This is a genomic window from Stenotrophomonas sp. 01N47 (assembly GCF_056399165.1).
The window spans coordinates 101,635-119,714 of record NZ_JBFTQU010000002.1 but is presented as its reverse complement, the minus strand read 5'-3'; the positions used below and the strand labels follow the sequence as shown (position 1 = coordinate 119,714).

The 18,080-nt window shown below is 66.4% G+C and carries 12 protein-coding genes; 5 read left to right on the top strand and 7 right to left on the bottom strand.

Translation table 11 applies throughout. The annotated features are described in order from the left end of the window. The first annotated feature begins 13 nt into the window (after positions 1-13). Together AC1DKR_RS04410 and AC1DKR_RS04405 are read left to right on the top strand one after the other, a co-directional pair. Positions 14-1,993 (top strand): alpha/beta hydrolase family protein, encoded by a 1,980-nt coding sequence (locus AC1DKR_RS04410; RefSeq protein ID WP_312785593.1) that lies wholly within the window; start codon positions 14-16, stop codon positions 1,991-1,993. 66 nt (positions 1,994-2,059) lie between these two features. Then, on the top strand, positions 2,060-4,051 hold the full coding sequence (locus AC1DKR_RS04405; protein WP_478031330.1) for an alpha/beta hydrolase family protein: 1,992 nt from the start codon (positions 2,060-2,062) through the stop codon (positions 4,049-4,051). A gap of 41 nt (positions 4,052-4,092) precedes the next feature. Here the strand turns inward: AC1DKR_RS04405 and AC1DKR_RS04400 are convergent, their stop codons facing one another. The 4 genes from AC1DKR_RS04400 to AC1DKR_RS04385 all read right to left on the bottom strand — a co-directional run bounded on the left by AC1DKR_RS04400 (position 4,093) and on the right by AC1DKR_RS04385 (position 10,419). After that, the gene (locus tag AC1DKR_RS04400) at positions 4,093-6,738 is read right to left on the bottom strand and encodes a hypothetical protein (protein ID WP_478031328.1); all 2,646 of its coding nucleotides are present in this window, start codon (positions 6,736-6,738) and stop codon (positions 4,093-4,095) included. 133 nt (positions 6,739-6,871) lie between these two features. After that, positions 6,872-8,626, bottom strand: coding sequence for a peptide MFS transporter (locus AC1DKR_RS04395; RefSeq protein WP_478031326.1), 1,755 nt, complete (start codon positions 8,624-8,626; stop codon positions 6,872-6,874). A 72-nt stretch (positions 8,627-8,698) separates the two neighbouring features. Beyond that, positions 8,699-9,847, bottom strand: coding sequence for an acetyltransferase domain-containing protein (locus AC1DKR_RS04390; protein WP_363730448.1), 1,149 nt, complete (start codon positions 9,845-9,847; stop codon positions 8,699-8,701). Positions 9,848-9,903: 56 nt separating this feature from the next. After that, positions 9,904-10,419, bottom strand: coding sequence for a hypothetical protein (locus AC1DKR_RS04385; protein ID WP_478031324.1), 516 nt, complete (start codon positions 10,417-10,419; stop codon positions 9,904-9,906). Between the two features lie 327 nt (positions 10,420-10,746). Between AC1DKR_RS04385 and AC1DKR_RS04380 the strand changes: the two genes are divergently transcribed. The 3 genes from AC1DKR_RS04380 to AC1DKR_RS04370 all read left to right on the top strand — a co-directional run bounded on the left by AC1DKR_RS04380 (position 10,747) and on the right by AC1DKR_RS04370 (position 16,398). Beyond that, positions 10,747-12,711, top strand: coding sequence for an OPT family oligopeptide transporter (locus AC1DKR_RS04380; protein WP_025873881.1), 1,965 nt, complete (start codon positions 10,747-10,749; stop codon positions 12,709-12,711). 234 nt (positions 12,712-12,945) lie between these two features. Then, on the top strand, positions 12,946-15,024 hold the full coding sequence (locus AC1DKR_RS04375; RefSeq protein WP_134832156.1) for an alpha/beta hydrolase family protein: 2,079 nt from the start codon (positions 12,946-12,948) through the stop codon (positions 15,022-15,024). A gap of 129 nt (positions 15,025-15,153) precedes the next feature. Beyond that, positions 15,154-16,398: a DUF819 family protein gene (locus AC1DKR_RS04370; RefSeq protein ID WP_089239524.1), complete on the top strand. Its 1,245-nt coding sequence runs from the start codon at positions 15,154-15,156 to the stop codon at positions 16,396-16,398. 61 nt (positions 16,399-16,459) lie between these two features. Here AC1DKR_RS04370 and AC1DKR_RS04365 read toward each other — a convergent pair whose 3' ends face one another. The 3 genes from AC1DKR_RS04365 to minD are packed head-to-tail and all read right to left on the bottom strand — an operon-like array spanning position 16,460 to position 18,058. Then, positions 16,460-16,939 carry a hypothetical protein gene (locus AC1DKR_RS04365; protein ID WP_312785588.1) on the bottom strand — a complete coding sequence of 160 codons (480 nt, stop codon included), beginning with the start codon at positions 16,937-16,939 and terminating at the stop codon, positions 16,460-16,462. Between the two features lie 46 nt (positions 16,940-16,985). After that, positions 16,986-17,246 carry a cell division topological specificity factor MinE gene (minE, locus tag AC1DKR_RS04360; protein WP_005408532.1) on the bottom strand — a complete coding sequence of 87 codons (261 nt, stop codon included), beginning with the start codon at positions 17,244-17,246 and terminating at the stop codon, positions 16,986-16,988. A 2-nt stretch (positions 17,247-17,248) separates the two neighbouring features. Next, positions 17,249-18,058 (bottom strand): septum site-determining protein MinD, encoded by an 810-nt coding sequence (gene minD, locus AC1DKR_RS04355; protein WP_099819368.1) that lies wholly within the window; start codon positions 18,056-18,058, stop codon positions 17,249-17,251. Positions 18,059-18,080: the final 22 nt, after the last annotated feature.

Below are 18,080 nucleotides of genomic sequence, written 5' to 3'. Positions count from 1 at the left end.
GGGAGGGGGAAGGATGCGCAGGACTGTATTTGCCGCGCTGCTGTGCGCGGTGGTGGGCGGGACGTCGGCGGGTACCGGCGGGGTGGACCTGGAGAAGTACCTGAAACCGGAGTCATTCTCGGACATCAAGCTGTCGCCGGGAGGCGACTATGTGGCCGGCACCGTGCCGCTGGACGATTCCACCGCGCTGGTCATCCTGCGTACGTCCGACCGCAAGCCTGCGGGTGTGTTTCGGCCGCAGGCGAAGAACCATGCCAACAGTTTCGAATGGGTAAGCAATGATCGCCTGCTGGTCGGCCTTGCCGAGAAGCTGGGCGCGCTGGATACCCCGCAACCGACCGGCGAACTCTACGGCGTCAATGTCGATGGCAAGGGCGGCGAACTGCTGGTCGGCTACCGCGTGCAGGGGCGCGGGCTGGGCACGCGCATCCAGCCGAAGAAGGTGGAGGACGTCGCGGCGTTCCTCACGGACGAGCTGCCCGGCGATGACCGCAATGTACTGATCGCGGTGTGGCCGTTTGCCGATGATCCCTATACCCGCGTGGAGCGGCTGGATGTGGTCAGCGGACGCCGCGTGCGCGTTTCCGGCTCACCGGTGCAGCGCGCCGGTTTCACCACCGATGACAAGGGTGAAGTGCGTTTTGCGCTGGGTGCGGCGTCGGACAACGTCAACAAGCTGTACTACCGCGCGGGCACCAATGCGCAGTGGTCACTGGTCAATGACGAGTCACTCAGCCACAGGATCGAGGGCGCGCTGGGCTTCTCCGAGGATGGCACGCTGGCTTATCTGCAGGTCGAGCAGCCCAGCGGCCCCGACGCCATCGTCAGCTGGAATCCGCAGACGGGCGAAAGGCATGAGGTGCTGCGCGATGCGGTGGTTGATCCTTCCGCGATCATCCGTCGCCCGGGCACCCGCGTGCCCGTAGGTGCGCTGTACCTGGGGGATGTACCGCGCACCCGGTTCTTCGATGAAAAGGGCGCCGATGCCCGACAATACCGCAGCCTGGAAGCGGCGTTCGGTGGCCCGGTGTACATCACCTCCAGCACCCGCGATGGCGGCAAGGTGGTGGTGCAGACCTGGTCGGGCAGCAATCCCGGCGATTTCTACCTGTTCGATACCCGCGCCAAGGCCGCCGAACATCTGGTCAGCCGCAGCGAGTGGATCGATCCCAAGCTGGCTGCCAGCGTGCGTCCGTTCTCGTTGAAGGCGCGCGACGGGACGACACTGCATGGCTTCCTGACGTTGCCCAACGGCAGCAGCGGCCGCAATCTGCCAATGGTCGTGTTGCCGCACGGCGGCCCCTTCGGCGTGTTCGATGAAGGCAGCTACAGCAGCGAGCCACAGATGCTGGCAGCCGCAGGGTATGCGGTGCTGCAGGTCAACTTCCGTGGTTCGTCCAATTATGGGCGCGCCTTCGCCCAGGCGGGTGCGAAGCAGTGGGGCGCGGCTATGCAGGACGATGTGACCGACGCCACGCGCTGGGCCATCGCCGAGGGCATCGCCGACAGCAAGCGCATCTGCATCTATGGCGCCAGTTACGGTGCGTACGCGGCGATGATGGGGCCGGTACGCGAGCCGGGGCTGTACCAGTGCGCGGCCGGCTATGTCGGCGTGTATGACCTGCCGCTGATGTTCACTGGGGAGGCGCAGTTGAGCGATTCGGCCATGCTTTGGCAGCGCGATTGGGTGGGTGATCCGAAGACACTGGGTGCCAGTTCGCCGGTGAACCTGGCCGCACAGGTGAAAGTGCCGGTGTTTCTTGCTGCGGGCGGCGAAGACGCACGCGCGCCGATCAAGCACACCGAGCGCATGGAGGCGGCATTGAAGAAGGCGGGCTCGCCGGTGGAAAGTCTGTATTACCGTACCGAAGGCCACGGCTTCTACCGGCCCGAGCATCAGCGCGAGTACTACAGCAAGCTGCTCGCCTTCCTGTCACGCAGTCTGGGCGGCAACACCGCCAGCGCCACCGCAGGTGCTGACAAGGCGCCGTAAGGAAATCCAGCCGCAGCCAGCGGACCCGATGCCGGGCAGGGGATGCCCGGCTTCAAGGAGGAAGTGATGAAGCATGCAAAGGTGCTGGCCGCATTGATGGCCATCTGCGGCGCCGCTGGGGTGGAGGCTGCGGAAGTTTCGCTGGACGGCTATGTGCGTCGTGCGGAGTTCAATGACATCCAGCTCTCGCCTACCGGCGAATACATTGCCATGACCTTGCCGCTGGAGGGCGCGACCGCCGTGGCGATCCTGCGTACCGACACGATGGAGCTGGTCGGCAATTTCCGACCGCCGCGCAACAATCACGCCGCCGAGGTCGACTGGGTGAGTGACACCCGCCTGCTCATCGGCCTGGCCGAGAAATGGGGGCCACTGGACCAGCCACGGCCGACGGGCGAACTGTATGCCATCGATGCCAATGGCAAACGTGGTGATCTTCTGGTCGGCTATCGCGCCCGCCCGGATGAGCCCGGCTTCGTGACCGGACGGGTGCCCGAGCAGGTGGCTGCGTTCCTGGCCGATCCGCTGGCTGCCGACGAGCGCAACGTGTTGATCTCGCTGTGGCCATTCGCCAACGACACCAATACGCGGTTGGAACGGATGGATGTCATCACCGGGCGCCGCATACCGGTCTCGCGTTCACCGGTGCAGCGCGCGACGTTTACCACCGACAATCAAGGTGAACTGCGCTTCGCCCATGGTGCCGCCGCCGACAACGTCAACAAGCTCTACTATCGCCAGGACCGCGATCAGTGGACCCTGGTCAACGACGAAGGCAGCAGCCATCGCATCGAACGCCCGATCGGCTTCTCCGCCGACAATCGGCTGGCCTACCTGGTGGTGGAGCGGGCCCGCGGCCCCGATACGGTGGTCAGCTGGGATCCGGTCAGCGGAGAACGGCGTACGCTGCTGCAGGACGACACCGTCGACCCCACCCGCGTGGTCTACCAGCCCGGCACGCGCGTGCCGGTGGGTATCCAGTTCGTCGGCGCCGTCACGCGCACCGCCTTCTTCGATGAGCAGTCGCCGACCGCCAGCACCCAGCGCAGGCTTGAAAAGGCGTTTCCCGGGCAGGTCGTGAGCCTGCTCACCGGCACCCGCGACAACGCGCGCCTGCTGGTGAAGGTGAGCTTTGCGACCAATCCCGGCGACTATTTCCTGTACACCACCGCCACCCGCAACGCCGCGTTCCTCACCAGCCGCCATCGCTGGTTTGATCGCGATGGCGGTGCCAGCGTTCGCCCGATCACCCTGGCTGCGCGGGACGGCCTGCCGCTGCATGGCTTCCTGACCCTGCCCAGGGGCAGTGATGGCCACAACCTGCCGATGGTGGTGGTCCCGCATGGTGGCCCGATCGGCGTGTTCGATGATGGTGGTTTCGAGCGCGAGAACCAGTTGCTGGCCGACGCCGGCTACGCGGTGCTGCAGGTCAACTTCCGCGGCTCGGGCAACTACGGCCGTGCACATACCCAGGCCGCTGCCCGGCAATGGGGCCGCGCGATGCAGGACGATGTGACCGACGCCACCCGCTGGGCGATCAGCCAAGGCATCGCCGACAGCGCACGCATCTGCATCTACGGTGCCAGCTACGGTGCGTACTCGGCCATGATGGGCGCTGTGCGCGAGCCGGGGCTGTACCGCTGCGCGGCCGGCTACGTCGGGGTGTACGACCTGCCGTTGATGTTCAAACGGGGCGACATCCAGGATCGCGCCTCCGGCGTGACCTATCTACAGGAGTGGCTGGGTGATCCGGCCACCCTGGCGGCAGTGTCGCCGGTGAATCTGGCGGCGAGTATCAAGGTGCCGGTGCTGCTGGCCGCTGGTCGCGAAGACCTGCGTGCGCCGGTACAGCACACCGAACGCATGGAAGCGGCGTTGAAACAGGCCGGCGTGCCGGTGGAAGCGGCGTACTACGCGCGCGAAGGCCATGGCCTGTACAGCGAAGCGAACCAGCGCGACTACTACACGCGGCTGTTGGCCTTGCTTTCACACAGCCTTGGTGGGGCGACCGCAGCCCCACCGTCGGCACTACCGGACGGCATGCGCAAGGCGCCCTGAGTGGACGGCGACGGGCGCATAAGCGCCCGTCGCCCGGTACTTCAGCGGAAGCGATAGCCGAACTGAAGGTCGGCACGCACATCGCTTTCACCCCACTGGCGCAGGCTGGACAACTGCGCGCCGAAGCCCAGGTTCGATGCCGGGTAGTTCAGGCCCAGCTGCAGCCGGTGGTCCAGGCCGCTGCGGCGCACGCCGGGCAGGGTGAAGGCATTGTCCGATGCGCCCAGCAGGTACGCAGCGCGCGCCTGCTCGCGCAGGGCCAGCGGCCGGCTGGCGGCCACGTCGGCCTGCAGTTGCCACTGCGTGCCGAGCGCGCGCTGGAACGCGCTGCCCACTTCCAGCTGCATGCCCTGCAGGCGGCCCGCGGCCACCGCCAGGCCGAAGCCGCTGGCATGCTGTTCGTGGAAGGCGCCTTCACGCTGGTCGAAGGCGCTGGCCTTGATGCGCGGCTGCCATTGCACCTGGCCCAGTGCAGACGTCATGTCGAGCGTGGTGGCCAGCATCGTCCTGCCGATGCGGCGCTGGCTGTGCGCGGTCTCGCGGGTCTGGCCCCAGTCGAGCTGGCGCTGACCCTGCAGCTGGTGTTGCTCATGGCCAAGCTGGTGGCGCAGCTGCAGCGCACCCCACTGCTGGGCCAGGCCGATGCCGGCGAACTGCGAGTGCAGCCGATCCTGCCCGCTCCCTGCGGACAGGTCAGCCGACAGTGCAGCCGTGGCCAACTGCAGAATCTGGCCGCCGCGCAGCTGCAGCGCCACCTGCATCGCACCGCCATCGCCGCGCACACCGGCCGCATTGGCCTGCCCGCCACCGAAGGCCAGTGCGCGCGACTGCCCGGCCGGCTGCGCCGCCAACTGCGACCACAGTGCATCGGCATTGCTGGCCACGCGCAGCGCGCTGCCTACCAGGCTGGCACCCGACAGCTGCTGCAGCGCGCTCTGGAAGCTGCGCTGGTCGGCCACTTCCAAGCTGTGGAACAGCGCATCGTTGCGGTATGCGTTTTCCAGCGCGGAGGCGATCTGCTGCTGGTCGTCGTTGGCCAGTTCGCGGTAGTCGCGGCGCTGCATGGCCACATCCACGTTGCCCTGTTCATCACGCTCGGCCTGTGCGTGCCAGACCACACTGGCACTGCGGATGTTCTGTTCGCCTCCTTCGGCGCCGCTGACCACATCGCGCAGCACGACGTGCGAAGCGTCGGTGCCGCGGGTAAAGCCGGTGTCTACGGCAACGTCGTGCAGCTGTCCGCCGTCATGCAGCACCAGCTGGCCCGCGCTGCCGTCGGCGTTCGTGCCGACCGTGTAGCCGCGGATGCCACGCGGCGCCTGCCAGCCAAGATCACTGCCCGGGCGGTCGGCGGCGGCCGAGTCCGCGTCGGCATGCACGCCGCTGCCCTGGCCGTAGACGTTCACCACGCCATTGTTGATCAGGCGGCCGCTGCCACCCGGGGCGATCTGGAAGGCGAACGAGTCGGCGGCATGGATGTTTATCACACCGCTACGCCGGTTGTTCAGCGTTGCACTGCCATCGGACTGCATGGCGACCATGCCGCGGCCCCGGTTGTCGGTGGCCGTACCCAGGTTGATCACGCCGTCGTTGATCAGGGTGGCGCCACGCGCGCCGCGCATCGCCACCGCGCCATCGCCGGTGACGGTCAACGTGCCCTGGTTGAGCAAGGTGGCCCGCGTGCCCTCGGCATGCAGCAGGGCACTGTTGCGGGCCGAACTCTGGATGCTGGCGCCGCTGCGGTTGATGGCGTGGCTGGCATGGCTGTCCGCCACCAGGCGAAGCACGCTGCCATGGTCGCCGTCGAGCTGGATATGGCCGCGGTTGTCGAGCACATCGATCGCATCGCGATCGGTACCCCACGCACCGGTCACTGCATCGAACAAGGCACTGCCCACGGCCAGGTCGCGCGCCAGGATGCGGCCTTCGTTCTCCACTTCAGCGCGGTCGCGCAGGGCGATGCCGGTACCGCTGATGTCGAGCACGCCATTGCGGCCGTTGTCCAGGTCCGAATCCTGGGTGAAGGACCACTGGCCACCCTGTAGATGCAGCGCGCCATGGTTGTCGATGCTGGCATCACCGCTGGCCTGCACGCGCGCGCCAATGAAGTCGGCCCGGCTGAAGTTCTCCAGGCTTCCATCGGCGGCGAGCTGGAGGGCGCCCTCGACGCGTAGCACGCCATTGTTGTGCAGGTCCGCATCGCCATCGATGCGCAGGGTGCTGGCGCTTCCGACGGTAAGGCTGCCGGTATTGCGCAGCTCGCCTTCGCCCACCAGGTGCAGCGTGCCAGCCAGCAGCTGCAGGTGGCCTTCGTTGCGGGCGCGCCCGGTGATGCGGCTGGTGACCGGCTGCTGCCAGTTCACCTGGGTGCCCGCCGCGGACAGGACCTGGTTGTTGCCGAACTGGCCACCTTCCTGGCCGGGCGGCACCGTGCCACCGCCACCGCCACCGCCACCGCTGCCACCATCACCGCCGCCGCTAGCGCCGCTTGCCGCGGCGGCACCCAGGCCCAGGGCCGCCAAGCCGCCCCACCACCAGCCGGAAATGCCGGTGTCGGAATCACAGTGAACCTGGTCGGTGTCCTTGCAGGAGTCGGAGGCGTCGTCCGCGAGCGCCGGAACCGGGGCGAGCAGACAGGCCGAGATGAGCAGAGCCAGCGGAGTGCGGGCCGTAGGGGAAGAGCGCATGAAAGAAGAGAGGAAGTGGAGGGAGAGCGCATCCTGCCTCCCTCTTCGGCTGTCTCACATGCAATTTGTACGAAAGCGCTGTCGCTTTCTGCGTGGCAATAGTGAATGACGCTCCAGGGTGACGCTATTGGCCCTATTTGACCCCGTGCATCATTCTTTTCAACAGCGGCGCAGCGATGAAGGCCAGCAACGCGCAGCCCAGGCCGATCCACATCAGCAGCCAGAACAGGTGTGCATAGGCACCGGCCGCAGCGGCCATGTCCAGCGTTTCGCCTTCAGGTACGTCGATCGCCGCCAGCTTGCCGAACAGCGCGGCCAGCGTTTCGGAGAAGGCGGTCGCCAGGAACCAGGTGCCCATCATCAGGCTCATCACCCGTGGCACCGCCAGCTGGGTGACCGCCGACAGGCCGACCGGCGACAGGCACATCTCACCGCTGGCCAGCAGGAAGTAGGCCAGCACCAGCCACCACACGCTGGCCATCTCGCCGGTGGTACCGACGTGCTGCGCGGCCAGCGCCAGCGGTACGAACGACAGCGCACCGATCACCAGGCCCCAGGCCGACTTCACCGGCTTGCCCGGCTCCCAGCCGCGGCGGTCCATCCAGGTCCACAACGCGGCGAAGGCCGGCGCCAGCAGCACCAGGAACAGACCGCCGAGGTAGGTCAGCGAACCGGCGGTCTGCGGGATCACCAGGCAGTCGCGCACCAGCAGCACCAGCATCAACGCAACGATGGCGATGAAGAACGTACGCGGCGCGGACGAGCCGGGGCGACGCTCGGACAGGCGCGCGCTGACCACGAAGCCCAGCGGTGCCAGCAGCAGCGAGAGGATCGACCACGGCAGCGGAGAGCCTTCGCGGATCACCAGCGCCGGCACGATGTCCTTGGTCAGCAGGCGGTCGGTGAATGTCACCCACGAGCCATACGACTGCTCGTACATCGTGAAGAACACCAGCGCCATGAAGATCAGCACCATCAGCGCGATCATCTGCTGGCGCTGCACCGGCGTGCACTGGGTGCCGGTGAACCAGGCGAACCAGACCAGCACGCCGCCCAGCACCACCAGCATCAGCATCAGTGCCAGACTGATTTCACCGCCAAGCGCGAAGGCACCGTTGCCGGCCGCCCACATCAGCCAGGCCACCGGCAGCACGCCGATCACCGCGCACAGGTAGATCAGCCATTCGCGCGGCAGGCCCAGCACCTTCTGCTTCAACGTGGCCGGCTGCGGCGGTTCGGCGTGGCCCTGCAGGTATTTCTGGCCCCACAGGAACATCGCCAGGCCGGCGATCATGCCGATGCCGGCAGCACCGAAACCGTACTTCCAGCCGTAGACCTCGCCGAGGAACCCGCACACCAGCGAGGAGAACAGGGCGCCCAGGTTGATGCCGGCATAGAACAGCGAGAAGCCCGAGTCGCGGCGCGGATCGTCCTGCGGGTAGAGCTTGCCGACAATGGTGGAGATGTTCGGCTTGAGGAAGCCGACGCCCATGATGATCAAGGCCAGCGACAGGTAGGTCACTGCCAGCGCCGAGGTGTCGCGCACTACTTCACCATTGACCCGGTACGCCGCGTGGCCTTCGAAGGCCATGCCCAGATGGCCCAGCACCAGCAGGATGCCACCGAACAACACCGCCCGGCGCATGCCCAGCCAGCGGTCGGCCAGCATGCCGCCGAACACCGGGATGCAGTACACCAGGCCGCCATAGGCACCGAGCAGGTCCAGCCCGGCCTTGTCGCCGAACAGGTGGTATTTGGTGAGATACAGCAGCAGCAGCGCCTTCATGCCGTAGAAGGAGAAGCGCTCCCACATTTCGGTGAAGAAGCAGACGTAGACGCCCTTGGGATGACCCAGGAAGTCGTCGGAAGCGATAGCAGTGGAATTCATCGCGGAATTATAGGCCCGCGCCCGCTTTCAGTAGATCCACGCCATGCGTGGATGGCCGCCCCGGTGCATGGTCTACAGATACCGCAACCAGGCCAGGTCGCGTCGCCGTGCCTTGAACCGCGCGAACGCCCGCGTCGGTGGGTACAGCACCACCGCCAGTGCGCAGGCCACCAGCAGCAGGCCGGCCACCGAGTCCAGTGCATACAGGCAACCGTGGGTCGGGCCCCAGGTCTTCAGCGCGGCCAGGTACAGCAGCTTCAGCACGTACAGGTGCAGCAGGTAGAAGAACATCGGCGCTGCGCCGATATCGGCCAGCGGCCGCAGCGCGCGCGCCAGCGGCGGCCACTCATACAGCCGCAACAGCAGCAGGCCCACGCCCAGGGTCAGCAGCAGGAACTGCAGCGAGGGCGGGTACTTGGTGATGTTGAACACGCTCATCCACGTGCGCAGCGTGGTCTGCTGGTACTGCCAGGGCGCATCGCCATAGTCGTTGGCGAAGCGCAGCAGGACGAAGGCGGCCAGCGCGCCCAGCCCGACCCACAGCAACCGCTGCCGGCGCTGTTCCGGATCGCTGCCGACGCCGAACCACGGCGCCATCAGGTAGCCCAGCGCGATCACCCCGATCCATGGCAGCACCGGGTAGGAGGTGCGCAGGCTCAACGGCCCAGCCTCGATCCAGTCGCGCTGGTGCAGCACTTTCCACAGCACCGCCACCGCGCCGTCGCCCTGCACGCGTACGCCATCCAACAGGTTGTGGCCAACCACCAGCGCTACCGCCAGCACCGCCAGCACCGGCCGCGGCAGCCACAGCAGGCCGGCCAGCGCGATCATGCTCAGGCCGATCGCCCAGATCACCTGCAGGTACACCGTGTCCGGCGGGAACTGGAAGGTCCAGGCGAAGTTGACCAGGGTCAGTTCCAGCACCACCAGGAACAGGCCGCGCTTGAGCAGGAAGGCGGCGATGGCACGGCGCGGGTCGGCCTGGCGCTGGCCGTACAGCCAGGCCGAAAGGCCGGTCAGCAGCACGAACACCGGTGCGCACAGGTGGGCCAGCAGGCGGCAGACGAACAGAGCAGGGGACACGTTGGCCGCGTCCATCGGGTCGCTCACCTGGTACTGCAGGAAGAACGTCTCGCGCACATGGTCGAGCAGCATCAGCAGCATTACGGTGCCGCGCAGCTGGTCGATGGAGGCCAGCCGGAGGGAGGGGGAAGAGGCCACGTGGGATGCTCGACCGGCGTGACAGGATATAACATAACGTTTTGCCGCGCAGCCCGTCAGGGCTGGCAGACAGCTGCGCTCCAACCCGTCCGCTTGTCGTACCTGATGGGGATCACCCGAGTCGATCCGTCAGGCGCAGCTTTCAGGCAGAACTTCGCCGTGTAGCCCCTGATTGGGCCATTGGTGTGAGCGTTGAGGTAGACCTCATACAAGGTTGCAGGAATCAATGGCTGTGGAGAAGTGCGCAGCGTGGCCGAGGCTGGCAGATCGCCGTAGACGATGCACTGGCCCGGCGCCAAAGGCTCTGCGGGAGTCAGGTCGTACATGAACGACCATGCCTTCACCGTGTCGTGGTGATACACCATCACCGCTTGCAGGATACGGGGCGATCGGACCCATTCCAGTGCCCGCGGCGGCAGGCCGAAACAAGGTATTCCTTCCCGATCCTCGATCACCGCGGTGCCGAACCCGCTGTAGGCGTTGACGTTGCCGATACCCAGCAGCAGGCACAGCATCGCGCCCGCTGCAACGAGGAGGCCTCGCATCATCGTGATCAATGGTGCGTCTGCCATCCGGTCTCCTTACTGACAATGTGTTGGTGGCAGTGCACGGTGTTGGATTCCGGGAATCGACTCAAGCAGGCGCCGAGCCGCAAACCCCATCGCCTGGCACGCATCGCCCGGTGGGCCGGGGGCGTCGGGGGATTGGGGTCAAGGGACCCCCGCTCCGACGAACCGGTGCACTGTGCACAACTTGGTCAAACACGACACATCTGAAGGGGCCAAGGGCCTGCTGGGGCGCAGTGCCGGGCGAGGGCTTGCCAGCCGGTACCAACCGCACTGGACTTGCTGTCCCCTGAACGCTAGCGTGGCAGGGATTTTTTGCCAGCAGGGGCTTTCATGAACCATGACGCTGCGCCCAAGCAGCTCACTTTCCGCGCGGTGGTCCTTGCCATCGTGCTGGCGGTGGTGCTGTCGGCCGCAAACGCCTACCTCGGTCTGTTCGCAGGCCTGACCATCGCCACCGCGATTCCCGCCGCAGTCATCTCCATGGGCGTGCTGCGCCTGCTGGGTGGCGGTTCCATCCTTGAGAACAACATCGTGCAGACCGGTGCTTCGGCCGGTTCGTCGATCGCCGCTGGTGTGATCTTCACCATCCCCGCGCTGGTGATCATGGGCTACTGGCCGGACTTCAAGTACTGGTGGGTGCTGGGCATCGCCGGTCTCGGTGGCCTGCTGGGCGTACTGTTCTCGGTGCCGCTGCGCCGTTCGATGATCGTCGAGGACCCGCTTCCGTTCCCGGAAGGCAAGGCTGCGGCCGAAGTGCTCAAGGCCGGTGAGAACCCGGGCCCGGGCCTGAAGATCCTCGGCCTGTCGGCGGTGATCGGTGCGTTCGTGAAGCTGGCCGCGGAAAGCGGCATGCGCCTGATCCCAGACGCCTGGGCCACTTCGGCCTATGTCGGCAGCTCCAAGGTCACCGCCTTCATCGGCACCAACCTGTCGCCCGCACTGCTGGGCGTGGGGTACATCGTCGGCCTCAACGTCGGCATCGTGGTGGTGTCCGGCTCGATCCTGACCTGGCACATCGCCATCCCGATCTACCAGGCGTTCTTCATGAACACCGATCCGGCGCTGGCCGCCTCGATCGCCACCGCCTCGTCCACCGAAGCGGCGTTCGCCATCTGGGGCGCGAAGATGCGCTACCTCGGTGTCGGCGCGATGCTGATCGGCGGCATCTGGACCCTGATCTCGCTGCGCAAGTCGCTGCTCAACGGCGTCAAGAGTGGCTTTGCGGCCGCGCGCAAGAGCGGTGGCCCGGTGCTGGCGCACACCGAGCGCGACCTGCCGATGAAGTGGATGCTGGTGGCCTTGGTGGTGTTCACCCTGCCGCTGCTGGCGCTGTACCAGGCCATCGTCGGCCAGTGGCATGTGTCGATCCCGATGACCCTCATCATGATCGTCGCCGGCTTCCTGTTCGTTTCGGTGTCGGCCTACCTGGCCGGCCTGATCGGTTCGTCCAACAACCCGGTCTCGGGCATCACCATCTCCACCATCCTGTTCGCTTCGGCGGTGCTGGTGCTGCTGCTGGGCAAGGATGGCCTGCAGCCGGTCGGTGCCTTCGGTGCGCCGCTGGGTGCGGTGGCCGCGATCATGATCGGCGCGGTGGTGTGCTGTGCCGCCGCCGTCGGTGGCGACAACCTGCAGGACCTCAAGGCCGGCTACATCGTCGGTGCCACCCCGTGGAAGCAGCAGCTGATGCTGGGCATCGGCGCGTTCTCGTGCGCGCTGATCATGGCCCCGGTGCTGAACCTGCTGGCCACCGCCTACGGCATCGGCGTCAAGTCCGAGCTGCACCCGAATGCGCTGGCCGCACCGCAGGCCAACCTGATGGCGTCGGTGGCCAAGGGCCTGTTCGGTGGCGAGCTGCCGTGGACCTTCATCGGCATCGGTGCCGTGGTCGGTGCCGCCATCATCGCGTTCGACAGCTGGCTGAAGTCGCGCAACTCGCGTTTCCGCGTGCCGGTGCTGGCCGCGGCGATCGGCATCTACCTGCCGCTGGAACTGATGGTGCCGATCTTCCTCGGTGGCCTGATCTCCTACCTGGTCGAGCGCTTCCACAAGGTGCGCGCCGATGACGAAGAGGGCCGCGACCGCGTGCACAAGCCGGGCGTGCTGTTCGCTGCCGGCCTGATCACCGGCGAGGCGCTGATGGGTATCGCCATCGCCGTGCCGATCGTGGTCAGCAGCCGTGCCGACGTGCTGGCCGTGCCGTTCCACCTGCCGGCCGCGCAGTGGATCGGCCTGGCCGTGCTGTTCCTGGTCGGCTGGCTGATCTACCGCACCGGCAAGCGCGCCGTGGCATGACGCCCACGGGGTCGGATCCCTTCCCGCAGGGAAGGGCTCTGACCCCATGCTGGCAGCGTCTGGGGCCAGAGCCGATTCCCATGGAATCGGATCCGACCCCGACCTCCGACAAACCGCGCTACGACGCGGTTTGCTTTTTCTGGCGGCAGCTCAGCCACGGCCATGACCGATGGCCTTGGCAGGCCCGGCCGCGCAGGCCTACCATCGGTTTTTTGCCGTCCTGCGGAGACCCCGATGAAACTGCGTCATGCCCTGTTGCCACTGAGCCTGCTGGCTGCCCTGCCCAGCGTCGCCGCTGCCCGTGGCCTGGAAGTCCGCGACATGGTGGCCATGGACCGCGTCTCCGCGCCGGTATTGACCGCCGACGGCGGCACCGTGGTGTTCGCCAAGCGCAGCACCGATGCCAACCTCAAGGCCAGCACCGCACTGTTCGCGCGCAACCTGCGCACCCGCGACGCGGCACCGCCGAAGCAGATCACGCCGGCTGGCTGGAACGTCAACTCCGCATCGCTGTCGGCCGATGGCCAGACCGTGTACTTCCTCAGCGCCAGGAACGGCAGCCAGCAGCTGTACGCACAGCCGATCAGTGGCGGCGCCCCGCGCCAGCTGACCGACTTCCCGGTGGACGTGGACAGCTACCACGTGTCGCCGCAGGACGACCGCGTGCTGTTCAGCGCCGGCGTGTTCCAGGCCTGTGCCTCGGACCTGGCCTGCACCGAAAAGAAGCTGAAGGACGTGGAAGGCGCCAAGGCCAGCGGCAAGGTCTTCGATTCGCTGTTCGTGCGCCACTGGGATACCTGGAACGACGGCCGCCGCAACACCCTGTTCGTCGCCCCGTTGCCGGCAGCTAAGGCCGGTGCGGTCAAGGGCGCTTCGGCGCTGAGCGCGACCATCGACGGCGACGCTCCGTCCAAGCCGTTCGGTGGCAATGACGATTTCGCCTGGTCGCCGGATGGCAGCAGCGTGGTCGCCAGCATCCGCGTGGCCGGCAAGCAGGAGCCGTGGTCGACCAACTTCGACCTGTACCGCTTCGATGCTGCGGGCAAGCAGGCGCCGGTCAACCTGACCGCGTCCAACCCGGCCTGGGATGCCGGCCCGGTGTTCAGCGCCGACGGCAAGACCCTGTTCTACCGCGCGATGAAGCGCCCGGGCTTCGAGGCGGACCGCTTCGGCCTGATGGCGATGGACCTGGCCAGCGGCAAGACGCGCGAGATCGCGCCGCAGTGGGACCGTTCGGCCGGCGGCATCGCTCTGTCCGCCGACGGCGCCAGCATCTACACCACCGCCGACGACCTCGGCGAACACCCGCTGTTCCAGATCGACGTGGCCAGCGGCAAGGCCACCAAGCTGATCGGCGATGGCAGCGTCACCGCCGTCGACGTGGCCGGCAACAGCGTGGCCATCACCCGCAACAGCCTGAAGAGCAACGACCAGGTGCTGGTCGGCCTGCTGCCGGCCGCTGGCGAACCGATCGGCGCGCTGCGCGCACTGACCCCGGCCGCTGGCGAAGTGCTGAAGGATGTGAGCTTCGGCGACTACGAGCAGTTCGAGTTCAAGGGCTGGAACAACGACACCGTGCACGGTTACGTGGTCAAGCCGCACAACTACCAGGAAGGCAAGTCCTACCCCGTCGCGTTCCTGATCCATGGCGGCCCGCAGGGCAGCTTCGGCAATGGCTGGAGCTACCGCTGGAACCCGCAGACGTACGCAGGCCAGGGCTACGCCGTGGTGATGATCGACTTCCATGGCTCCACCGGTTACGGCCAGGCCTTCACCGATGCGATCAGCCAGCACTGGGGCGACCGTCCGCTGGAAGACCTGCAGAAGGGCTGGAGCGCGGCGCTGAAGAAGTACGACTTCCTCAACGGTGACAAGGCCTGCGCACTGGGCGCCAGCTACGGCGGCTTCATGGTCAACTGGATCGCCGGCAACTGGAACAGCCCGTTCAAGTGCCTGGTCAACCATGACGGCGTGTTCGACCAGCGCATGATGGGCTATGCCACCGAAGAACTGTGGTTCACCGAATGGGAGCAGGGCGGTACCCCGTACCAGAAGGCGGCGAACTACGAGAAGTTCAACCCGGTCAACCACGTGGCTGACTGGAAGAAGCCGATCCTGGTGATCCATGGCCAGCAGGATTTCCGCATTCCGGTCGAGCAGGGCCTGGCTGCATTCACTGCGGCCCAGCGCCAGGGCATCGAGTCGAAGTTCCTGTACTTCCCGGACGAGAACCACTGGGTGCTGAAGCCGAACAACAGCATCCTGTGGCATGACACCGTCAACGCCTGGCTGAAGCAGCACATCGGCGAGTAAGCGATACCGGCGCCGCCCATGTGGCGGCGCCCGGCTTTCCGGTAGTGCCGGCCGCTGGCCGGCAACTGCACGTTGCGACCTACCTACATGGGGTTGCCGGCCAGCGGCCGGCACTACCAGGATGCCTGCATGCCCTCGACTGCCCTGATCCAGAACGACATCGTCGTCTTCGGCCTGATCGCCGCCACCCTTGGCGCCGTGTTCTGGACCGCTTCGCGCGAGCAGGGCCTGTGGAAGCGCTTCTATACCTTCGTGCCGGCGCTGCTGCTGTGTTACCTGCTGCCGGGCATCTACAACACGTTCGGCCTGATCGACGGGCAGAACACCAAGCTGTACAACCCGGTCGCGCGTGACATCCTGCTGCCGGCGGCGCTGATCCTGTTGACCCTGGCGGTCGACATCAAGGGCATCCTGCGGCTGGGGCCGAAGCTGGTGCTGATGTACCTGGGGGCCTCGGCCAGCATCATGCTGGGTGCCGTGGTGGCGTTCCTGGTGATGCGTGCGATCCATCCCGATACCGTCGCCGGTGATACCTGGGCCGGCATGGCCGCACTGGCCGGCAGCTGGATCGGCGGCGGTGCCAACATGCTGGCCATGCGCGAAGTGTTCGATGTCAACGCGACTACCTTCGGCCAGTTCGCGGTGGTCGATGTGGGTGTTGGCTACGTGTGGATGGCGGCGTTGATCTTCCTGGCCGGGCGCGCGGCGAAGATCGATGCACGCAGCGGTGCCGATACCTCCGCCATCGACGAGCTGAAGGAGCGCATCACCCGCTTTCAGGCCGAACACGAGCGGATTCCCAGCCTGACCGACCTGATGCTGATCGTGGCCGTGGCCTTCGGTGGCGTCGGCCTGGCCCATGCCATCGGAGCGCCGCTGGCGGCGTGGTTCAAGGTCAATGTCAGCTGGGCGTCGCAGTTCAGCCTGGATGCGCCGTTCGTCTGGGTGGTGGTGCTGTCGACCACGCTCGGCCTGGGCCTGAGCTTTACTCGGGCTCGCAACCTGGAAGGTGCGGGCGCTTCACGACTGGGCTCTCTGCTGCTGTATTTCCTGATTGCCTGCATCGGCATGCAGATGGATCTGCTGGCGCTGCTGGACCGCCCGTGGCTGTTCCTGCTTGGCATCATCTGGATCAGCGTGCACATCGCGCTGCTGTGGTGCCTGGGCAAGCTGCTGAAGGTGCCATTCTTCTACTTCGCCATCGGTTCGCAGTCGAACATCGGCGGCCCTGCTTCGGCACCGGTGGTAGCCGCCGCGTTCCATCCGGCGTTGGCGCCGGTAGGCGTGCTGCTGGGCACGATGGGCTATGCCACCGGTACCTATCTGGCGTATGTGGTCGGCATCACCCTGCGCGCACTGGCGGGGCAGGGTTGAGGGCGATGGGGGCGGATCCCTTTTGCTGCGCAAAAGGGATCTGACCCTGGTCCACGGTGGATCACGCCACCGGCAAGCCGCGTTCGATCAGCCACGCCTTCGCGTCTTCGGCGTCCTGTTCAAACCACGCCTTCGTCGACCCCAATCGATACGTATACCCCCACGCATCCATGTCGGCCATCAGCCGCTCACTGCCGACACCGGGCAGGTGCCCGGCCAGCACGATCTGCAGGTAGCAGGTGGCATCTTCTTCGGGCACCGAATCGGTGGCGTCGGTATGCACCTGCGCGCGCCGCTCCGGCGGCAGCACGATCAGGTGGCAGGCCTCGTGCAGCATCGAGTGTACTGGCGTGTCATCGCGCACGTACACGTCGCTGGCGATGATGCCCGCCTCGGGCTCGCCCCAGTAACTGCCCGGGATCGGCTCGCCGGGCGCAACGAGGTGCAGCCGCAGCTCATGTGCAGCGAGCAGGCGCTGGGCATCGGCGAAGGCGATGTCGCCGACGCGGGTAACGTTCGGTTCGGGCGTGGTATCAGTCATGCGGGTCAGGCAGCCCCGCCCATGCAGGCACGGGCGGGGCGCGGGGTCAGGGTTTGTCCGGGCCTTCAGGCAGCGCCACGGAGATGTCCAGCACGTCGTGCTGGCCATCCTTGACCAGGTCCACCTTCACTGCATCGACGTCGATGTTGACGTACTTCTTGATCACTTCCAGCAGCTCGCGCTGCAGCAGTGGCAGGTAGTCGGGACCGCCACGGTGGCTGCGCTCCTGCGCGATGATGATCTGCAGGCGATTCTTGGCGGTTTCGGCGGTGGTCTTCTTCGCTTTGAGGAAATCAAACAGGCCCATGCTTACCCTCCGAACAGCTTGCTGAAGAAGCCCTTCTTCTCGACGTTGGTGAAGCGCATCGGGCGTTCTTCGCCGAGGATGCGTGCGACGGCGTCGTCATAGGCCTGGCCGGCAGCAGATTCGCCATCCAGGATGACCGGCTCGCCCTTGTTGGAGGCATTGAGCACGTCGCCCGATTCGGGGATCACGCCGATCGCCTTCAGGCCAAGGACCTCCTCGACGTCGGCGATGCTGAGCATCTCGCCGCTTTCCACGCGCACCGGGGTGTAGCGGGTCAGCAGCAGGAAGGCTGGCACGTCCTGTCCGGATTCGGCCTTGTGGGTCTTCGAATCGAGCAGGCCGATGATGCGGTCCGAGTCGCGTACCGAGGACACTTCCGGGTTCACCACCACCACTGCGCGGTCGGCGAAGTACATCGCCAGGAAGGCGCCCTTCTCGATGCCGGCCGGGGAGTCGCAGATGATGTAATCGAAGCCGTCGGCGGCCAGGTCCTTCAGGACCTTGCCCACGCCTTCCTGGGTCAGTGCATCCTTGTCGCGGGTCTGCGAGGCAGCCAGCACGAACAGGTTGTCGAAGCGCTTGTCCTTGATCAGGGCCTGCTTGAGGGTGGCTTCGCCGTGCACGACATTCACGAAGTCGTACACCACGCGGCGTTCGCAGCCCATGATCAGGTCGAGGTTGCGCAGGCCGACGTCGAAGTCGATCACCGCCACCTTCTTGCCACGCTTCGCCAGGCCGCACGCAAGGCTGGCGCTGGAAGTGGTCTTGCCGACGCCGCCTTTGCCGGAGGTGACTACGATGATTTCAGCCAAAGGACTTCTCCTGATGATTCTG